At 41.4% G+C, this 20,361-nt stretch carries 16 protein-coding genes and 1 pseudogene; 7 read left to right on the top strand and 10 right to left on the bottom strand.

Going from position 1 to position 20,361, the window contains the following annotated elements; genetic code table 11:
- From H5202_RS07260 to H5202_RS07245, 4 genes and pseudogenes are all read right to left on the bottom strand, one after another.
- Positions 1–1,441 (bottom strand): annotated as a pseudogene (locus H5202_RS07260) (hypothetical protein); the annotation flags it as partial.
- Positions 1,442–1,589: 148 nt separating this feature from the next.
- On the bottom strand, positions 1,590–2,222 hold the full coding sequence (locus tag H5202_RS07255; protein WP_182771489.1) for a response regulator transcription factor: 633 nt from the start codon (positions 2,220–2,222) through the stop codon (positions 1,590–1,592).
- 326 nt (positions 2,223–2,548) lie between these two features.
- On the bottom strand, positions 2,549–3,430 hold the full coding sequence (gene rluF / locus H5202_RS07250) for a 23S rRNA pseudouridine(2604) synthase RluF (RefSeq protein WP_182771488.1): 882 nt from the start codon (positions 3,428–3,430) through the stop codon (positions 2,549–2,551).
- A gap of 139 nt (positions 3,431–3,569) precedes the next feature.
- Positions 3,570–4,418, bottom strand: a complete 849-nt coding sequence (locus H5202_RS07245) for a DUF72 domain-containing protein (RefSeq protein ID WP_182771490.1) — start codon at positions 4,416–4,418, stop codon at positions 3,570–3,572.
- A gap of 277 nt (positions 4,419–4,695) precedes the next feature.
- Here H5202_RS07245 and H5202_RS07240 point away from each other — a divergent pair, with 277 nt between their 5' ends.
- Complete coding sequence (locus H5202_RS07240) at positions 4,696–7,749, top strand: transglycosylase domain-containing protein (protein WP_182771487.1); 3,054 nt, start codon at positions 4,696–4,698, stop codon at positions 7,747–7,749.
- Between the two features lie 82 nt (positions 7,750–7,831).
- On the opposite strand, the gene H5202_RS07235 is transcribed toward H5202_RS07240, so the two are convergent.
- Positions 7,832–8,272 carry a DUF3429 domain-containing protein gene (locus tag H5202_RS07235; RefSeq protein WP_182771486.1) on the bottom strand — a complete coding sequence of 147 codons (441 nt, stop codon included), beginning with the start codon at positions 8,270–8,272 and terminating at the stop codon, positions 7,832–7,834.
- A 310-nt stretch (positions 8,273–8,582) separates the two neighbouring features.
- Between H5202_RS07235 and H5202_RS07230 the strand changes: the two genes are divergently transcribed.
- Positions 8,583–9,068 (top strand): GNAT family N-acetyltransferase, encoded by a 486-nt coding sequence (locus H5202_RS07230; protein WP_182771485.1) that lies wholly within the window; start codon positions 8,583–8,585, stop codon positions 9,066–9,068.
- An 11-nt stretch (positions 9,069–9,079) separates the two neighbouring features.
- On the opposite strand, the gene H5202_RS07225 is transcribed toward H5202_RS07230, so the two are convergent.
- Complete coding sequence (locus H5202_RS07225) at positions 9,080–9,280, bottom strand: hypothetical protein (protein WP_182771484.1); 201 nt, start codon at positions 9,278–9,280, stop codon at positions 9,080–9,082.
- Between the two features lie 275 nt (positions 9,281–9,555).
- On the opposite strand from H5202_RS07225, the gene H5202_RS07220 reads away from it, so the two are divergent.
- From H5202_RS07220 to H5202_RS07200, 5 genes are all read left to right on the top strand, one after another.
- Positions 9,556–10,821, top strand: coding sequence for a DEAD/DEAH box helicase (locus tag H5202_RS07220; protein WP_182771483.1), 1,266 nt, complete (start codon positions 9,556–9,558; stop codon positions 10,819–10,821).
- Between the two features lie 315 nt (positions 10,822–11,136).
- Entirely contained in the window at positions 11,137–13,188 is a 2,052-nt protein-coding gene (locus tag H5202_RS07215) for a PhoX family protein (RefSeq protein WP_182771482.1), read from the top strand.
- Between the two features lie 191 nt (positions 13,189–13,379).
- A complete protein-coding gene (gloA2, locus tag H5202_RS07210) occupies positions 13,380–13,766 on the top strand; it encodes an SMU1112c/YaeR family gloxylase I-like metalloprotein (RefSeq protein ID WP_182771481.1) in 387 nt (128 codons plus the stop codon).
- Between the two features lie 244 nt (positions 13,767–14,010).
- Positions 14,011–16,341, top strand: a complete 2,331-nt coding sequence (locus H5202_RS07205) for a TonB-dependent receptor (RefSeq protein WP_443019367.1) — start codon at positions 14,011–14,013, stop codon at positions 16,339–16,341.
- Between the two features lie 14 nt (positions 16,342–16,355).
- Entirely contained in the window at positions 16,356–17,036 is a 681-nt protein-coding gene (locus H5202_RS07200) for a Fe2+-dependent dioxygenase (protein ID WP_182771479.1), read from the top strand.
- A 270-nt stretch (positions 17,037–17,306) separates the two neighbouring features.
- Here the strand turns inward: H5202_RS07200 and nrfD are convergent, their stop codons facing one another.
- The 4 genes from nrfD to H5202_RS07180 form a co-directional block, all read right to left on the bottom strand.
- Entirely contained in the window at positions 17,307–18,248 is a 942-nt protein-coding gene (gene nrfD, locus H5202_RS07195) for a cytochrome c nitrite reductase subunit NrfD (protein WP_182771478.1), read from the bottom strand.
- The gene (locus H5202_RS07190; protein WP_182771477.1) at positions 18,245–18,931 is read right to left on the bottom strand and encodes a 4Fe-4S dicluster domain-containing protein; all 687 of its coding nucleotides are present in this window, start codon (positions 18,929–18,931) and stop codon (positions 18,245–18,247) included. Before H5202_RS07190 ends, nrfD begins: the two co-directional genes overlap by 4 nt.
- Positions 18,932–18,937: 6 nt before the next feature.
- Positions 18,938–19,402: a multiheme c-type cytochrome gene (locus tag H5202_RS07185; RefSeq protein ID WP_182771476.1), complete on the bottom strand. Its 465-nt coding sequence runs from the start codon at positions 19,400–19,402 to the stop codon at positions 18,938–18,940.
- A 75-nt stretch (positions 19,403–19,477) separates the two neighbouring features.
- The gene (locus H5202_RS07180; protein WP_182771475.1) at positions 19,478–19,942 is read right to left on the bottom strand and encodes a hypothetical protein; all 465 of its coding nucleotides are present in this window, start codon (positions 19,940–19,942) and stop codon (positions 19,478–19,480) included.
- Positions 19,943–20,361 lie beyond the last annotated feature (419 nt).

Raw genomic sequence — 20,361 nt, 5'->3', positions numbered from 1 at the left:
CATCAACTGTGATCATATCAGCCGTCTCGTAATCAGGAAGGTCGTAGATTTCATAATTATTGACTTCACGACACATGACATCAGCTTCTTGAGATACGTTTATAGAATATAATGTTTGTGGCCAATTTAGCGTGTTGAATTTAAGACTATCAGGAATAATGTTAAGTATTGAGCTCCAGCTATCACTTGGTGTGAGTATTTTTTCTACATTAATAGTGACATTAACATCTGTTGATTCATACACTGTTTTGTAACTATTACCATCTATAAACGGTTCAGGCGTCGGCAATGGTGCAATGGTATACCAACCGTTATGGGTTGTGTTCCAGCATTCAATTTCTATTTCTTGCTCATCTATATCTTTAGGGAATTCGGTAACATACCCAATTCCGTCAATAGAGGCTGATCCTATAACTGTCTTTCCTGTCTCATCATTGTCTAGTGAGAATGTGCTGAACTGTGACAGCAACGCTAGCGATAAAGTATTTGTAAAGCCGTTTTCATTAATGATGTTACCAAGCACAATATCCCAATCATTTTGTGACAAAATACGAGAATCGATTGGTAATTCTGTAAATCCTAATGCGATAGCTGAATCACTAAAGAGTATATTTGCGGCTAAAGTAAATATGTCGTCTGAGAAGAACTCTTCGATAGAAAGGCCGCTATCAATTAATATTTGCCAAAGTTGAGCATAAGTAGCAGCAAGAATTTTTTCTGCTGCGATTAAGTTTGGGATTTGAGTCGCGATGACTTGCTGTAAATAAGCAATGGCATAGTCTATGCGCATAAAGTTAGCTGAGGCTGATGTTTCCGCTGAAATAGAATACAAGGTGTCTGCATCTAATTGATACAAAATAGCTAATAGCGTGTCTAACTCGGTTGATAGTTGACTAATGTCACTGTCAGACAGGTTTTGATTCATCATTTCTATAATGCGAGACTGTTTAATATGAGTCAGGTTGTTAATCGCGCCATTGTATTGTGGGCTTGCGATTAATGTCCCTTGTCCTGCATCATTAACGATAGCTTTTGGTGCTGCTCGGTTAGTCGGGTTTTTAACCTTAAGTGCTAAAGAGCGGGCCTGGATTGCTTGTGTTGCTGTTGCTGCTTGCCAGTTAGCCACTAAGTAATAGTCTGGCGTTTCAACTTCGCTCTTCCAGTCTATTTGATAGTTACCATCAGCATCGGTAATTGCAAATGGTTCATCGCTATCACAGCTTAAGTTTTTATTTAAATCAGCACACACTGTAGCGCCAGATAATGCGCCTTGGTATACCGCTAAACCACTAATCTGATGGTCGAATTCTGATACCGGAGGCGTTGTTGGTGTGCCAGAATCTGGTTGCGTAATTACAGTATTAGAATCGTCGTCAGATGAACCGCAACCGACTAAGAGTGCGCCAGAGATTAATATGGCTAATATGCTTTTATGGTGCATTAATGTGTCCTTACATTATGAGGTGAAATGTTTTCACCTGTTATAGAAAATTCTAACGAGTGAATATTAAGTCAGCCTAAAAATGTATCGTTTAATGGATACATTACTAAGTTCACTTTTAAGTGTTAACTGGAGTATTTATAAAAAGTTAACCGGCAGCGAAAGCAAGTAATTGGCCGCGATTTTTGATTTTGGTTTTTTTATAAATGTTCTGTACGTGCATTTTGACGGTATTAACAGAAATGTTGAGCTCTTTGGCCATTTCTTCGTTGGTTAATCCATGCAGTATGAGTGACAAGACTTGTTGTTCTTTTTTGGTGGTGACGGCAAGTATTTTGGCGCGATTACCAGATGATGGAATACGCTTTCTTTGGAGGATGTATTTAGAAACGGCTTTTGGGTCGAAGCTAATGTCGCCATCTTGTACTTGTTTAATGCTGTGTATTTGATGAGCGATAGAGTCTGCGACACTCATAGCACCATGAAATCCCGATGAAATAAGGATAACTTCTAGTTCTACATTCAAAGCAGGACAAAATGCAATGTGCAAGTCGCTTTTAAATAATTCAGCAGATAAGTAACCAATTTCTTGTAATGGATTTTCAAGATAATGAACCATAATGGCGCTGCCATTTTCGGGATTTGATGCGGCTGATAATTCTGATAACGCGCAGCTCGCATTGGTTGAAATTAAGTTAAATTCAATCAAATTAGCGAGATTTTTAAATTGCCCATGAAGGTTAACTGGAAAATCTACGATTAAAAGGTTATTGCTGAACATGTCACATTCCTTGTTTAAAAAACCAGCATCCGGTTGCTGTTTTTTTTATACTTTCACACTGTTTTTTCTGCTATTTGTCGAAATATCTAGCAGTTTTAGTCTCTATCAAATCAATAAAAAATGCATTCGGTGTAATCTATTAGTATGAGTGCTTATACAACATCCAATGTAAACCAATGTTTTATTTACATTTGTACAATATTAGTTGTTTGAATAATACTCAGTGCAGTATCCTACAACATAAAAAGACTGTTGCATACGGTAAAATGATTATTTTTAACCCTTAAGCTTATCCTAAGCGGTATATCACTTATGCTGTGTTTTGCTCAGCGTTTAGGTTTTCTTGCATGGCTTGGCTTACCTTTATTCGCTGCTGGCTTTTTAGGTTTGGCGCCTCGACCTTGCATAAAGTGTTCTGGACCTTCAATTTTATCTCGTAAGCTTTGAGTGGGCTTTTTCTTGGCTTTTTTGGGAGCATTTTTAACTTCTGAAGATGAATGCTCAATTAACTTCATTAACGTACTAAGCTCTTGTTCATCTAAATCTCGCCATTCTCCAACGGGTAACCCTTTAAGTGACACATTCATAATTGACTGACGTTCTAGCTTGGTCACTTCAAAATTAAAATGCTCACACATTCGACGAATTTGACGATTAAGCCCTTGAACTAGAATTATTTTAAATACGAACGTTGAAACTTGTTCCACTTTACATTTTTTAGTGATGACACCTAACATAGGCACGCCGGCGCGCATACCTTGTAAAAATGCTTCAGTGATCGGCTTGTTAACCGTAACCACATATTCTTTGTCGTGATTGTTGCCTGCGCGGAGGATTTTATTGACTAAGTCACCATTGCTGGTAAGAAAGATTAACCCTTGTGAATCTTTGTCTAAACGACCAATTGGAAATACTCGTTCGCTGTGGTTTACAAAATCGACAATATTATCGCGTTCGGTATTTTCGGTGGTACTCACAATACCTACCGGTTTATTGAGGGCGATGAAAACAAGATCGGCTTCGTCTCGAGGGGCAATATCATGACCATTTACTTTGACTTTATCGCCAAATTCGACGCTGTCACCAATTTTGGCGCGTTTACCGTTGATAAAAACATTACCTTGCTCAATGTAGCGGTCTGCTTCACGGCGTGAGCAAATACCACTCTCACTAATGTACTTATTTAGACGGGTTGCAGATTCACTCATGGTGGTTCCTTTATCAACATAAACGCACTGCAAAGGCAGGCTAGATCGGCGCAGATAATATCATAAAATAGTATGACCGAGAGCGGTTTGATAAACGTTTATTATCACTCGTTGAGTTCCAATGCCATATAGGTGAGTATCACAAATCAAAATCCAGTTGCGTTGTGGTGTGCTGTTGTTGAGGTAACAGATTGATGTCGGCCAATGCAGATGTACTTTTTGCCAACTGTTGTTGCAGTAAACGATATAAATCGACCGCTAATTGTGGTGCATTGTGATTGTCTGGGGTGTGGATAAACAAATAGGGTTGTTTGTTTTGCGCAATCCATAACGGCAGTTGTTTAAGCCAGTTTTGGAAAAAATGTATATTGGCTTCCGCTTGTGGATGACCAATAAAGCGCACCACAGGATTGTTTGCGGTTGCAATGGCGTGTACTGGCACTTTAGGCTTTTTTTGATGGGCATCTATCACTGCGGCGGTGGTTGGAGCGGCCGCAAAAACAGGCCTAGTATCCATAATGATACGATTGCAGTTATTGTCGATTAATAAGCGGTTTAATGCTTGCTCTGCTTCACCTTTAGCAAAAAAGGCGCTATTACGTACTTCTACGCCATAGGTGAGACCTTGCGGCACTTGAGTTAAAAACTGCGCTAACTGTGGCAACGATTGTGGCCCAAAACTGGCCGGAAGTTGAATTTTCCACACTCCGGTTCGGTTAATAAGGGGTTCCATTACGCTAAAAAATTGTTGTAGGGCCGGCCCTGCATGTTGGAGCTGTAATTCATGGGTGATGTGCTTGGGCAGTTTAAAGGTAAATTTAAAATCGTCATGGGTTGCTGCGTACCAATTTTGTACATTCTGTAACGACGGCGTGGCATAGAAAGTAGTGTTGCCCTCGACGGTATTAAATATTTCGGCATAACGTGCCAGTCGATGTGCTTGGCTATTGCCGTAGACGGTTTGTTGCCATTGGTTTTGTGACCACATGGCTAACCCTAATCTTAATGGCGGATAAATAGTGGCTGTTGAAGTGTTGTTGTCCAAAACAATCCTTAGACTTGGGTAAGTGTTTTATATAAAGATATCGATATTGTGCTAATAAGGTCTTTAATAGGCTAAAAAACAATATTTAGTTATTTTGCCTATATCTAATGGCTTTGCCCATCTGATAAAATTATCACAATTAGTTACGTGATGTATTGAACATCTCAACCAAAAGTTAAATGGCGGGTTATTGTGATTTTATGCGTTAGATGGAGACTTTGTGTCTAGTCCACATACAGACAGTCAGTTTGATAATTATCGACCTAATGCATCTTCCGCCAAACCGGTTCAGGTTCCGGTTCGTCGCAGTAAAACGGGTTGGTTATTCATCGTATTATTGTTAGCAACAGCTTATCTGATCGAGTTTGAGGTGCGGACATCGTACTATCAATCTTATTTTTTGCATCAATATGCCACTAAATTAACTTATAAAGTACGTGATTATCGCAGTGATGCGGTGATTTATCCTAAGTATGGTCCCTTTGACGATCGTCATGGTTATAGCCAATTACCGCAGAAAATAGCGCGTTTAATTGAGCGTAATTATCAAATTACTCAACAAGTGGCATTTTCACCAATGTTGATGGATTATACCAATATTGGTTTTTTCCCGCCGTATCATGAAAAAGCCCAATCAGGCTTAATGATAAAAGATTGCCGTGACATGACGGTATTCGATTTCTCCTATCCTAAACGTGTATACCAAGACCAAGATAAAATCCCCGACCAAATCATTAACACCTTATTGTTTATCGAAAACCGTGAAATGTTGAGCCCAGAAGCTAACTACAACCCTGTTGTTGATTGGCCGCGATTTGTGTTGGCTGCTGCCAGCCAGGTAGCGGGTATTTTTGGGGCCGATATGTCTAAAGCCGGTGGCAGTACCTTGGCCACCCAAATTGAAAAATTCAGGCATTCTAACCATGGCTTAACCTTGAGTATTAAAGATAAGTTATTACAAATTGGTTCGGCCATTGTACGGGTGTACCAACAAGGTGAAAGCACCGTTGGCGCTCGCCAACGCATTGTACAAGATTATCTCAACACCGTGCCATTATCATCGGCTCCGGGTTTTGGTGAAGTGCATGGTATTGGTGATGGTTTATGGGCCTGGTTTAAAACCGATTTTAATCAAGCTAACCAAATACTATTGAGCCGTCATACTCAGCAAAATGCAGCAGAGCGTGGCAAAGTATTTCGTCAAATAGTGGCCTTAATGATTGCTCAGCGTCGGCCGTCGTATTACTTACGCCAAGGTCATGAGGATTTAGAATCGTTAGTAGACAGCTATTTGCGGTTACTGGGCGGTGATGGGTTAATTGAAACGCAATTGATGGTGTCGGCACTTGAGCAAAAATTACAATTTAATTCCAGTAAGTTAGCGACGACTAACCTCGCCAACAATAAAGGGGTTAATGCGGTGCGTATTCGCACTGCGGGTATGTTGGGGTTGAGTTTGTTTGATCTCGATCGCTACGATTTATCGATTAACAGTACCTTTCATGGTGACTTGCAACAACAAGTTAGCGATTACTTACGTAGTTTAGCGCAGGTCCATTCTGCAGAGCGCATTGGATTACTAGGTGAGCGTTTACTGTCTGCCGAGCAGTTAGATAAAGTGCTGTACAGTTTTACCTTGTATGAAAGTACCGATAGCGCAAATCGAGTACGGATTCAAACCGACAGTATTGATCAGCCATTTGATATCAACGAAGGCAGTAAGTTGGAGTTAGGTTCAACGGCTAAATTGCGTGTGTTAGCCACTTATTTAGACATTATTGCCGAATTACAGCAGCGTTTTTCGGCGATGACGGTGGCAGATTTACGCCAAGTGGATGTGGAGCGAAAAGACCATATTACTCGTTGGGTAGTCGATTATTTAATTACCACCCGAGACCGTAATTTAACCCGTATGTTGGATGCTGCACTGCAGCGCGAATATTCGGCCTCTCCAGAAGAACGTTTTTTCACTGGTGGTGGCTTGCATGTTTTTAACAACTTTAATAAAAAAGAAAACAGTCGAGTACCAACATTATATCAAGCATTGCAAGAGTCGATAAACTTGCCATTTGTACGCTTAATGAAAGACATCGTTAATTACAGCAGTAGTTATAACAGCGAAGGCAGTGTGTCGCAGTTATTACGTAACGACAAAGATCCGCGTCGTGAAGAATACCTAAAAGCATTTGCTAAACGTGAGGGCAGTTCGTTTGTAAAACGTTTTTATCGCAAATATCGTCAGCTTACGCCTGAGCAACGTCTTGAGGTATTATTTGATAGTATTCAACAACAAGAGCACAAGCTAACGGCAGTTTATCGTTATTTAAAACCCTACGATAGCGCTCGTGAGTTGAAAGCTTTTCTTGCTGAGCGTTTACCAACAAAAACCTTTACCGATAAACAAATTAATGTGCTGTACAACAAGTATGGCGAAGAAAAGTTTAATTTGGCTGACCAAGGCTATATTGCGCGGGTGCATCCGTTAGAGTTGTGGGTTTTACGTTATTTAAATGACTACCCAGAAACGGGCCTGACTCAAGTATTAGATGACGCGCAGCCGCAGTTACAAGAAGTGTATCGTTGGCTGTTTAGAACTCGTCATCAAAATGCGCGTGATGTGCGTATTCAAGTAATGTTAGAAGTTGAAGCATTTTTAAGTATTCATCAGCGCTGGGTGAGAATGGGTTATCCGTTTGAATACATGGTGCCTTCATTAGGTTCTGCTTTAGGCAGCTCGGGCGATAGACCTGCTGCATTGGCTGAGTTAATGGGTATTATTCAAAATGATGGCTATCGTTACCCAACAGTGAGAATTGACGAACTGCAGTTTGCCAATGAAACACCTTATGAGGTGACATTGGCCAATAATAAACAGACCGTATCGCGGGTTATGCATCAAGAGGTCGCACGAGCACTGAAAAGAGCACTGGCAAATGTGGTCGAAAATGGTACCGCTAGAAGGCTTAAGGGCAGCTTGGTTGATAGTAATGGCCAACCTATTGTTATGGGCGGCAAAACGGGCACCGGCGATAACCGTATAGCGACTGAAATTCGTAATGGCCGCAAAGTGTCTTCAACTGCCATTAACCGTACCGCAACGTTTGTGTTCTATTTAGGTGACCATCACTTTGGTACCCTAACGGCATTTGTGCCAGGTGAGAAGGCCGACGACTTTAGCTTTACTTCAGCACTGCCATTACAAGTACTTAAAGGCATGATGCCGATACTGTCACCGATGATAAACCAGCAAGAACAGTGTCAAACAGGCTTATAGATGATGAATTGCTTCAATTTGCTGCGATAAATAAAAAGCCCATGCTGTAAAGCATGGGCTTTTTATTCGAGTTAACATGTTGTTAAACGCTAAAAAGACTGAGCATGACAATAATGTGGCATACTACAGCTGCACTGGTTAATATTGTGCGTAATGTGAGGTAGCTGGTGGTGGTTGATAATTGTTTGGCTTTAAATTCAATATACAATAAATACAAATAACCACTGGCGAGTAGGATAAGCGCAGATAATGCAAACGGCGTTAACAGTGAAATCCAGCAGGCGAGTGCGATGATATTACTAATGATCAGTAACTTAGCGATATTGTCATCTAAGGTTAATATGACCGCTTTGCCCCACAGAGTACCGGCAACAAAACTTAAAATCACTGCACTATAGCTAACAAACCCCAGCATAGTATGTTCGGGTGCTAATAGGCTATGATTGAAGGCTAATATACTGAGAATAATAAAAGGTAAAAGGCCAGCAAAGCCCAACCATTGCCATGTTTTAATGCTTTTCATCCTGTAGTCCTTTAATGCATGTTGATACGATAAATCATCGTCAAGCGTGTCGATGAATGAGAGTATATAACCTCAATTATGGATAATAACGATCATCAAACAGGCATTTCTGATATCTGTGTTGAATCGACTTACAATAGGCGAGCTATTGATACGTCAATATGCCTTGTTAGCAAAACACATGGCAAGTTTGATATTGCAGACTTGAATTAAACCCGTTTTTAACGATTTATCCCATCTCTTTTTAGAGCTGAGGTTATCTATAATATAAATGATCTTGGTGACACAACATAGAAAAGGCGAACCCGAAATGAATATTTCTCTTCATCCCATTACTGAAGCAGATTTAGATATATTTTTTGAATTTGAAAACGACCCTATTGCTAATAAAATGGCAGACTTTGTGCCGCGTAAACGTAAGGCTTTCAACCTACATTGGCAGCAAAAGATATTGGCTAATGAAAAGGCTACAGCACAAGGGATTTGGATAGATGATGTTTTAGTGGGTAATGTTTTATCGTGGATAAATACCGACGCAGCAGCAAAGTCTGACCCGCAAATGCGTTTAGTTGGCTATTGGATAGGACGTGAACATTGGGGCAAGGGCATTGCCACCAAAGCAGTAGAAATGTTTTTAAAGCAATTTATTTCGAGCCCTGTTTTTGCTTATATCGATAAACAGAACGAAGGCTCAGTAGCAGTAGCGTATGCTAATGGCTTTTTCGACGTTACAGCGCAGTATCCGCAACTAATCAGTAAAGACAATTTACGTTTATTCAGACGTGGTAACGTTTAATATTCTAGTAATTAATGATTACCGCCACCACACCCACCGCAACAACTGCCACCATTAGCTGGTTTTTTTGCAGTGTTTTCAGCCTGAGATACTTGGTTTTCTGTTACAGCTTTAGTGTCTGTCGCAGTAGTGTCCTGGGCTGTAGGTGCCACATTGCTAAAAGGTTCAGCTTGTTTGGCTGGCTTAAAAATACCGCTAATTGAAAAACTCATGGTGATACCTCGTGGTGGGATCTGATTGTGTAATGTTGTGACGAAATCTAGTGGCCAAAGCAAACGTGTTTTTTATTTGCATGTTTAAATTGTATAAGGCTTACTTTTTTAGTCAAGTGTTATCTGCCGCAATAAGCTCGACCTGCTTAAGATGTGTTGAGCATCACATTTAACTGCCGTGTTAATTAACGATAATCCAAGTAAACAATGCCTAGAGCCTTTGTTTTCATCTGAATGAGCGTGATAAACTGCGCATCCACATGTTTGGAGTTTTTATGTCTTTTGCAGATTTATCGTTACATCCCATATTGATTAATCGTCTAGCTGAATTGAAATATCAGCAACCTACGCCGATCCAATCACAGGCTATTCCGGTCATTTTAAGGGGTAAAGATGTGATGGCGGGGGCGCAAACTGGCACCGGAAAAACGGCTGCGTTTGCATTGCCGTTACTGCATCAAATATTGATTCATAAAGATGATCTTGCTACTAAGCCAGACACTCAACATAGTCATTTGACTCCGATTACTGCGCTTGTATTAGTCCCCACACGGGAGCTCGCCCAGCAAGTACACAATAGTATTGAGCAATATGCTTATGGCAGTTCAATCACTAGCGTGATGGTTTATGGTGGGGTTAGCATTGGCGACCAAATACGTCAGTTAGCTAATGGCACCCATATTTTGGTGGCAACCCCCGGGCGTTTATTAGACTTGCTGCGCAAACGTGCTTTGTCATTGTCGCAGCTCACTCATTTGGTATTTGATGAAGCCGATCGCATGCTGGACATGGGCTTTAAAGATGAAATTGTCGAGGTGCTTAAGCGCTTGCCAAGTACACGACAGACATTATTATTTTCAGCCACTTTAGATGACCGTATGCTCAGTTTTAGCAGGCGCTTATTACGCTCACCACAAGTGATTGAAGTGGCTCAGAGAAATACCACTGCCAGCAGTATTGTCGAGCGAGTGTTTAATGTAGACGCTAACCGAAAGTGCGCCATGCTGTGTCATTTAATCACCCAAGAAAGCTGGCAACAAAGCTTGATATTTAGCCGCACCAAGCAAGGTGCTGATGCACTGGTAAAGCAAATGAAGCAAGCTGGAGTTGCAGCTGAAGCATTTCATGCCGACTTATCTCAAACAGCACGTGAACAAGTGTTAGCAGCCTTTAAAGCCGGTGAGGTGACCGCATTAGTTGCAACCGATGTGGCCGCTAGAGGGTTAGATATTAACGAGTTAAATTATGTCGTTAATATGGAGTTACCGTTTCAAGTTGAAGACTACGTACACCGAATTGGCCGCACCGCTAGAGCAGGTAAAGCGGGGCAAGCTATTACATTATTAAGCATCGATGACGAGCCATTATTAACTAAACTGGAAGCCTTTTTAGACCGACGCTTACCGCAGCAATGGCTAGCAGGTTTTGAGCCAGACCTTGATTTAATTGCACCAGTGACCCGCAAAACAACTAAATCGGCATTAAAGCAACAAGCCCGTAAAAAGGCATTGGCGGCATCTTCACGCGGAAAAAAACGCTAACGTGGTGTCGCTCATCAGGCTGTCGTCATTTAAGCCTATTTTATCTAAGCCTAATTTATCGTTGAAAAATGCTCATTTAATTGACTAAGCTCTGAGCATTTTCATCTCATCATCTTAAATTAGCGGGCTGTTGAGCCGTTATAATGAGTTTTATATCGATTCCACCACATGTGACAGTGTGGTGATTGTCTTTTTACTGCCATATTTTTGTCATCCAATTTGAACCTCCTTGTCACATTAGACGCTTATCTTAACGGACAAATAATTATACCTATATTTGATCCGTTATTTTCAGAGCATATCTAAGGACAATTTATGAGCAAGGCGACATTTGATCCAACTCGTTTTAACAACAGTAAAAATACCCCCTTCAATGAAGTGATGGATAATCATCTATCACGTCGTAATTTTGTTAAGCGTGGTTTAGGCCTTAGCGCGATGACAGCGTTTGGTGGCTTCGGATTAAGTGCTTGTGGCTCAGACAATGATACCGTTGCTGAAACACCGACCACGCCAACAGCACCAACGAAAAGTTCTGCCGTACTAGGTTTTGAGTCTATTGCCGGTTCTAAAACCGATGCAGTGGCGATTCCTGCTGGTTATTCAGCTTATGTGTTAGCACCTTGGGGAACGCCTCTTAATTCTAAAGCTGCAGCGTGGAAAGCCGATGGCAGTAATACCGCAGTAGACCAAGCAAACTCAGTTGGGATGCATCATGATGGTATGCATTTCTTCCCGTTGAATAATTCGGCCGATGACGGCTTATTGTGTATTAATCACGAATACATTGACCAAGATGCTCTACACCCAACAGGCCCAACGTTTGATGCTGATGGTAAGCGCACAGTAATTGATGAAATCCGCAAAGAAATAAACGCTCATGGTATTTCAGTTGTGCGTATTAAATTAGTATCTGGACTATGGCAAGTGGTCGAGAACGACAGCCATAACCGTCGTTTTACCGGTGCTACCGTGATGGATATTGCTGGCCCACTAGCGTACAGCTCATACCTTGAAACGCGTTATTCGCCAGATGGCAGCCAAGCGCGCGGTACACTAAACAACTGCGGTAATGGTTATACGCCTTGGGGCACTTATTTAACATGTGAAGAAAACTGGCCGGGTTACTTTGTGAATAAAGGCACCTTAACGCAAGAGCAAACCCGCATTGGTATTTCGACTTCTGACACTCGTTATGGCTGGAGCCATTTAGCGGGTAATGACGATGAGCGTTTAGACGAATTTGCTCGTTTTGATGTGACGCCAACGGGCTCAAGTGCGACCAACGATTACCGTAACGAAGCCAATGGCCATGGTTATATTGTTGAAATTGATCCCTACAATCCTAACTCACGCGCCATTAAGCGTACAGCATTAGGTCGCTTCCGCCACGAGGGTTGTGCCTTTGGTAAACTTGAAGAAGGTAAGCCAATCACATTCTATTCTGGCCACGATTCACGTTTTGAATACCTGTATAAGTTTGTTTCTGACGCTGCATGGGATCCAGTAGATGCTAACAGCACTAATCGCTTAACAGTAGGCGATAAGTACATGAATGCCGGAACCTTATATGCGGCTAAGTTTACCGAAGACGGCGTGGGTGAATGGTTACCGCTAACGCTAGATGGCGTGACTGCCGACGGTAGCACGCTTGCGAGCAGCTTTGACTCACAAGCGGCGATTATACTAAATACTGCTGGCGCTGCTGACTTAGTGGGTGCAACACCAATGGATCGTCCAGAATGGACAACTGTTGATCCATTTACAGGTACAGTATACCTAACGTTAACCAACAACAGTAAGCGTACCGACAGCACTAACCCTGCTAACCCGCGCTTAAATAACAACTTTGGTCATATTATTCGTTGGGATGAAGGTGATGCTGCCACTGAATTTAGCTGGGATATCTTTGTTTTTGGTTCACCTGCTGATGGTGATGCCGAGACTAACTTGTCTGGCTTAACTGACTTAAACCAGTTTGCTAGTCCAGACGGTTTGGCGTTCGATCAACGTGGTATTTTGTGGGTGCAAACCGATAACGGTGCCTCTGAAGTCACCGAAGAAACCAATGATCAAATGTTAGCGATTGTGCCATCTAGCATGGTGGATGCAGACGGTAACCAACAAGTGGTAACGGCAGAAAACCAAACTCAGCTTAAGCGTTTCTTTGTTGGCCCTAACGGTTGTGAAGTGACCGGTTTTGCAATGTCGCCAGACTACACCACAATGTTTGCCAATATTCAGCATCCCGACAACTGGCCATACTCTGATAAAGCTGACGAAATAACGCCTGCAGGTACAACTGTTCGTCCACGCGCAGCAACAGTGATGATTCGTAAAGATGATGGCGGTGCGATTGGCGTTTAATTTAAGCCGCTATATCTGGCAGCCATAGACTGTGTTTTAGTCTTTTTATGACTTTAAAAGCGTATATTAACCCTGATAGACTTGTTCTATCGGGGTTTTACTTTTTCTGTGTACAAAATCTAATGATCAGTTCTAATTACCAGTTCTAATTATCAACTTTAATTATCAATAGTCTATTTACAAGGGCCATCATGCTAAAAGGAATTCATCACGTCGCGATTATTTGTGCCGATTACCCACGTTCAAAAGCATTTTATACTCACGTTTTAGGGCTAAAAGTGCTTGCCGAACATTACCATCAAGCGCGCGACTCTTACAAACTCGATTTAGCTTTGCCCGATGGCGGCCAAATTGAACTATTTTCATTTAATGGTGCGCCGCCAAGACCCAGTTATCCTGAAGCCCAGGGCTTACGTCATTTAGCATTCAAAGTCGATGATATCGAGGTGGTCGTGGCTCATTTGCAGCAAAACCAAATATCAGTCGAACCCGTTCGTATTGACGAATATACCGGTAAACAATATACCTTTTTTAGCGATCCAGACGGTTTACCGTTAGAGCTTTATCAAGTCAGTTAATCTATATCGACCAGGCCGCTGTTTCTGAGCGGTATTCAAGCTGTTATTAATGAAGCTTTTTATCAATAAACGCAGTTATCAATAACGGCTACCTATCTGCTTATTTTGTCCTTTTGTTAGTTTAATTTCATATTTAATGAATCCTTACACAAATGATAATGATTTGCATTTGTGATCTTTGTTTTATTTATGTAAAGTGCATCACAGAAATGAAATTTAGTTAATGCTTATTAATAATAGGATGATGTTAAGGATGAAGTCGAGTAATTACAGTAGGTTATCATTAGGTGCTCAAGCAGTTGCAGCCGCATTAGTCTTCAGTAGCCCAGCGCTATATGCCGCAGACACCAAAAATGAAACTTGCGATAAGGATATATTGGCAAAATGTAAACCCGCACAAACGGACGAATCAATAGAGCGCATTCGTGTTCATGGTGTGCAAAACTCGGTTTACATGTTTAATAACTCAGCCGACAAACGCCGAATGGCTGCACTTGTCGATACGCCGCAAGTGATTACCGTATTAACTCAAGATCAAATTCAAGAGTCGGGCAATACTGACTTAAAAGACATTTTGTCAGCCCAAGCGGGTGTGACCTTAGGTACGGGTGAAAACGGTAACGCTTTTGGTGACCGTTATATTATTCGTGGCCACGAAGCTCGTAGTGACGTGTTTGTTGATGGACTTCGCGACCCTGGCATGACCACTCGCGAAAGTTTTGCTACCGAACGAGTTGAAATTACCAAAGGTCCAAGTTCCACATTTGCTGGCCGCGGTTCATCTGGCGGTGCAATTAACAGTGTGACTAAAAAAGCCTCGGTGGCATACGATTTTGGCCGCGTCGATCTCGGTATTGGTACTGACGATCACACTCGTCTAACGGTGGACTATAACTTACCGATATCAGACAAAGTGGCAGTACGCCTTAACGGATTAACCGCTGAAGAAGACAAACCGGGCCGCGAAGGCATTACGAGTGAACGCCAAGGTGTTCAGTTATCGGGTGTGTATGAAGCCACCGATGCATTGTCGTTTACTGCCGATGGTTACTACCTAGACGCGAAAGATGTGCCAGATTTAGGCAGTTATTTTGATCGAGATACTCGTAAGCCGCTAGAAGATATTCCTGTGTACGCTCAAGAGGGTGACTTTCTAAATTCTAAGGTCACCACGTTTACCTTACGTACCGAATATGAGTTAAATGACAGCATTACCTTGTACAACGCCACACGCGTTGGTCATACCGAAAACGGCTATATTACAACCGGTATGGGTGGCACAACGCGTGCAGATACCGACCCAACAGCGCCTGGTGCCAGCACCTTAACGCTGAGTACCCACCAAGGTAACCAAGATGTTGATTATGTCAGCACTCAGTTCAACTTATTCTGGAACACCCAAGCACTTGGTTTTAATCACAAGTTAGTATTTGGTCTTGAATACACCGATGAAAATGTCGATAACGGCGTTTATAGCATCACCAATAACAATGATGGTAATTGTTTGACCAATGGTCGCAGTGGCGTATCAGAGTCTTATTGTATTATTGATGGTGACGGCAATACTGTCGACAATATCGGCCAGTTAATGGATCGCAGCTATGTTGATGGTGGATCTGATGCTGTATACGACATCGAGACTGTGTCGGTATACATGATGGATACGGTCGAATTAACCGATCAGTTAGCATTATTCTTTGGTTTCAGACAAGACAGCTTTTATTACAGTAACGACACCACGAGTCGTGCTGTTGAAGTGGATTATGCCTATTCCGATACCATGTATAACGGTAATTTTGGCTTAGTTTACGACTTATCTGAAGATGCCAATATCTACGCCAATTACAGTACAGCAACCAACATCAACGGTGGTGAATCAGACTTAGGTGCTAACTGTGGTTATGGTGGTATTTGTGGTACACAAGAGCAAGCTGCTGAAGCCGATGCCGAAATAGTTGAAAACCTAGAGCTCGGTACCAAGTGGATGTTGTTTAACGACAAAATGATGTTCTCGGCATCGATTTTCCAAATCACTAAAAGTGATGTGATGGAAAGTGTTGGCGACAGCTACTCAACCTTGGGTACTCTTAATACCGGTAAAAACCGCGTCAAAGGTATCGAGTTTGGTATGGTCGGCAATATTACTGACAAACTCAGCATACAATTCTCGGCAGCCAAAATGGATTCAGAAATTTTAGAATCTTATAATCCAGCTAACATTGGTTTAGTACTGAGTAACTTTGCAGACGAGAGCGCTTATTTGCAACTGCGTTATGAGCTAACCGAATCATTTGTATTTGGTGGTAGCTACACTTATCAAAGTGAAATGTATGGTGGACAACCAGACACTGCAGCAGGTTATGATAGCGACAATAGCCGTTACAGCATTGTGGTGCCTAACTATCAAGTAGTTGATTTATTTGCCAGTTACAATGCCACTGAGGATTTAACTTTCCGCATAAACGTAGGTAACATATTGAACGAAGAATATTGGACTGCAGCTTATCGTTCTGGCTCATTTATGTACTTAGGTGATGCCCGTAATGCTAAATTGTCGATGACCTATGAGTTTTAATTAAAGGTATTTGCATGATTGTTATTGAACAAATTCTCTCGAAACAGGATGTTGGTGCTTATCGTCAGCAACTGGCTGAATGTCCGTGGGGCGACGGTCGTAAAACCGCAATGGGGATGGCGGCGTCGGTTAAAAATAACAATCAAGCAGATGCGCAACACGCTAATGTGCGCCAACTGGCTAATCAACTACTGGCGCGTATTGGCGAAACGCCTAAAATTGTATCAGCGGCGTTACCGCATAAGATATTTCCGCCGTGCTTTAATCGTTATAGCGAAACCGAAGAGTACGGCTATCATGTCGATGCAGCCATCATGCGGATCCCCAATACCTCTGAAGTGATCCGCAGTGATGTATCCATGACGGTATTTTTGAGTGAACCCGAAGAGTATGACGGTGGTGAGTTAGTTATTGCCACCGAATTTGGTCAGCAGCACATTAAGTTACCTGCAGGATATGCCGTAGTCTATCCGTCGAGTAGTTTGCATAAAGTGACAGCAGTAACCCGAGGGCAACGCGTTGCAGCTATTACCTGGATGCAAAGTATGGTTGCCGATGTGACTTTACGTCAAACCTTGTACCAGCTCGATCAAAGCATTCAAAACTTGATCAAAACCAATAACACAGATCGCGCCGAGTTAGATAACCTGCATAATGTGTATCATAATTTGATCAGGCAGTTTACCCAGCTGTAATCGCTATCACTGGCTTTTAATAGTCGGGGATAATTACTTGGTTTGAATTGCACGGTTTGAATTGCACGGTTTGAATAGCTGGTTTGAATAACTGGTTTGAATAACTGGGTTAAATTACTAGCATGTCTTAGCATTGCTGAAATCAATAGGTATGAATAGTAATAGTGAGGCGAGGGTGACTCAATAAGAGCGGCCACAAACAGATGTATACGCTGTTAAATATACGGTGACAGTATGCGTTTATAACGCATGTTATCACCGTTTATCGGACTAACTTACCACCATTTGACCAGTATAAAGCACAAAGTTACGTAGCATTATAACCCCCAATAAGCTCAGGCACGCAGTTCCGGCAACATAGGAAAACTTGCGTTTTGAAGTGGCGGTCATAAATAAGTTCATCGCTAATGGGGCCGACAATCCTAGCCCCATAATCCCGAACCAAAATATTAAACCCCAAAATCCTTCTCCAATCGCGTTTAATGCCGCGACTTTACTTTGACCACCACTGAGAACTAAACCCATAAAGAAGGTAAAAATAAGGAAAATTTCTCCTAAAATCAATGGGATTTCAACTCTATGGATAAAACGTACTTCTTGACCATTGGGACTGCCTTTGAGTAACACACCGCCTAATAACGACGCTGCAGCACCTGAAGATAAGCCCGATGCTAAAAACAACAAAGGTAACACAGGGTTATTTAACATCGGGAAGCGTGGTTGAGCCGATAATAAAAAACCGGTATAGGCACCTAGTGACACCGAAAATATGATCAATAACCCCGTTATTCCTGCTTCATACTTTGCTAGCATTGTGGTTATTTTACACACTATTGGGAAACGAGGTTGGCACCAATCTTCAATAGGTCTACGAAAAATAACTGCAATCCATGCATACATGAATACCTGATAAATCAATAAGATCAATACACCCATCGACATCACTGAGGTGGGATTGTAAAACACCAGTATTTTCCAAAAGTCCCATGGTTTGGTTAAATCTAATACTAAAATCCCCAAACCAGCTAAAACGGAAATTGCCGCAACAATACACGCCGCTTGAACAAAGCCAGATCGGTATGCCTGCTCTTTAAGGCATACATGTTTCAGCAACACAGCAAAGAACATAGCACCTGCAGAAACCCCTGCTAAAAATAGATATATGGCAATGGGCCAATGCCAGACCAAAGAGTCAAAATGCAAAGCGTTCATAATATAATCTCCCCTTGTTTGGCTATAATACGAAACAGTTTGGGCCGGGTGCCTAAATCTACCTTAGCGCGTTGTGTTGGGTTAGCTTTTAACAGCATAACCAGCTCTGACTCAGGATCTTTAAGATTGCCAAACACCAATGCTTTGGTCGGGCAAGCTTCTACACAGGCAGGTTGTTGATCTTGTTTGAGATTAGTTTCTCGGCAAAAATCACATTTGTCGGCCGCCTTAGTGACAGGATTAATAAAACGTACATCGTAAGGGCAGGCTAAAATACAATATTGGCAACCCACACATTTATCCGCGTTAACCGTGACAATGCCGGTTTCTTTATCGATATACGCGGCTCCTGTCGGGCATACATTAACGCAAGGTGCATCTTCGCAATGTTGGCAAGAGTGGCGGCTAAAGTGATAATACTGATTTGGATATTTGCCATAAGGGCCTGACTTTTCAATGCTCAGTCTTGTCACTCCGTCCGGAACATTATTCACCTCTCGACACGCTTCAACACAGGCGTTGCAACCTATACATTTGGTTTCGTCATGAAGCATGGCGTATTTTAAATTGTTTATTCCTATGCTCGTATCGGCATTGGCTTGATCGCGACTGAGTGAATACACCGACATGCCGGCAATCAATGCGCAGGAATTTTTAAGGAAATGTCTTCTTGAATTTTCCATGGTTAGTTACCTCGGCACCGTGTGGCAATTTTGGCACACATGGCTGCGACTTTTTGCGTCTAATCCCTTAATGGGGTCAGATTTAGGATGCAGTTTATGGCAAGATGTACAACTCACTTTTTGTGCGTGTACGTTGTGAGTCCACTCTGCTTTGGCTATCTTTTTCGGTGAATGGCATTTCAAACAAACGCCATTTTTAGCGTTTATAGTTATGTCGTTTTCCGCAGAGAATACCATCAGATCATTGGGTTTCTTAGGGTGATTGCCTTGTTCACCATGGCATGAACTACAGCTCATTTTTAGCTGTTCTTGGGCATGGTGACCTTGCATTGCACCATTGCGTTTGTGGCATCTCATACATGAGTCATTGTTAATTTTCTCAGTAGAGTTAGCGCTATTGGCTCCCTGACTCATAAGGGCAAACGACAATACGCCTAAACTTAACATCAGTAGCCAGTTATTCCGGGACATAATCAGTCCTCTCTACAATAATGGATTATCAAAAAATATCGGGCGAAAACAAATTGCCTTCACCCGACAGGGTCTTCATACAGGTAGGGATAGTTTTAACATTTGCATGTCGTAAGGTTTGCCTCGAACGATTTCAACTAATTTAATGTTGAATTTTTCAAACAAACTTTTTGCGTTAGCATCATCTTGTTGACTAAAATCAGAGATAACCAATTTCACTTCCGACGAGTCATGATCAATCACAACATAATCGAGTCGCGTATGATTTTCAGCCGCGGTTTGGGCATCCATTTCAAATACGGTATCGATTGGGACATTGCAACAAACATCATATTTGCCACCCACCATCGTTTTTAGTGATTTTAAAAAGTTAAAGCTCTGAGTATCAAAAAGCATTTTTTTGAACTTAATTGAGTGGTCTTCAGTATCGGTTTTGAAGAATTTTATACAAGTCATAATGAAAATAACTAATATAAAGGGAACAACAATAAACAATACCGAGTACACAAACGCATAACTTAAAAAGACTGAAGTAATCATATGTTCCTCCAAAAAATCATTTTTTAATTTATTGTTTTATGAATTGAAAATACGTCATTGACGTACGATTAATATTATTCTTTTATTTTTATTAATAATTGATCGTAATCAATTATTAGAGATGGTTTTAATTTATTTGACTGTAGTTATGATTCAGGTCTAATTGCTTTTTGTTGCATTTTAAATTGATGTATATTTGTAATGAATATAGTTTCTGTGATAATTTTAAATTGGTTTTTTAGATTATTTGTTTATCATAATTAAATAAATTAATATGTGGATATCTGTTTTCTAGAAATGCTATTTTCTTAATTTGGGATTACAGTACATGAAATCAACTTTTACCAAACGATGCACCAGTCTTTTGGTAAAAGCTATGTGAAATATGCAGTGCTAAAAAAATCATTTTTATGATCTGG

The organism is Shewanella sp. SG41-4 (genome assembly GCF_014164505.1).
In the GTDB taxonomy this organism is placed as follows: Bacteria; Pseudomonadota; Gammaproteobacteria; order Enterobacterales; family Shewanellaceae; genus Shewanella.
The sequence above is the reverse complement of the archived record's forward strand: the minus strand, read 5'-3'. Positions and strand labels throughout refer to the sequence as shown.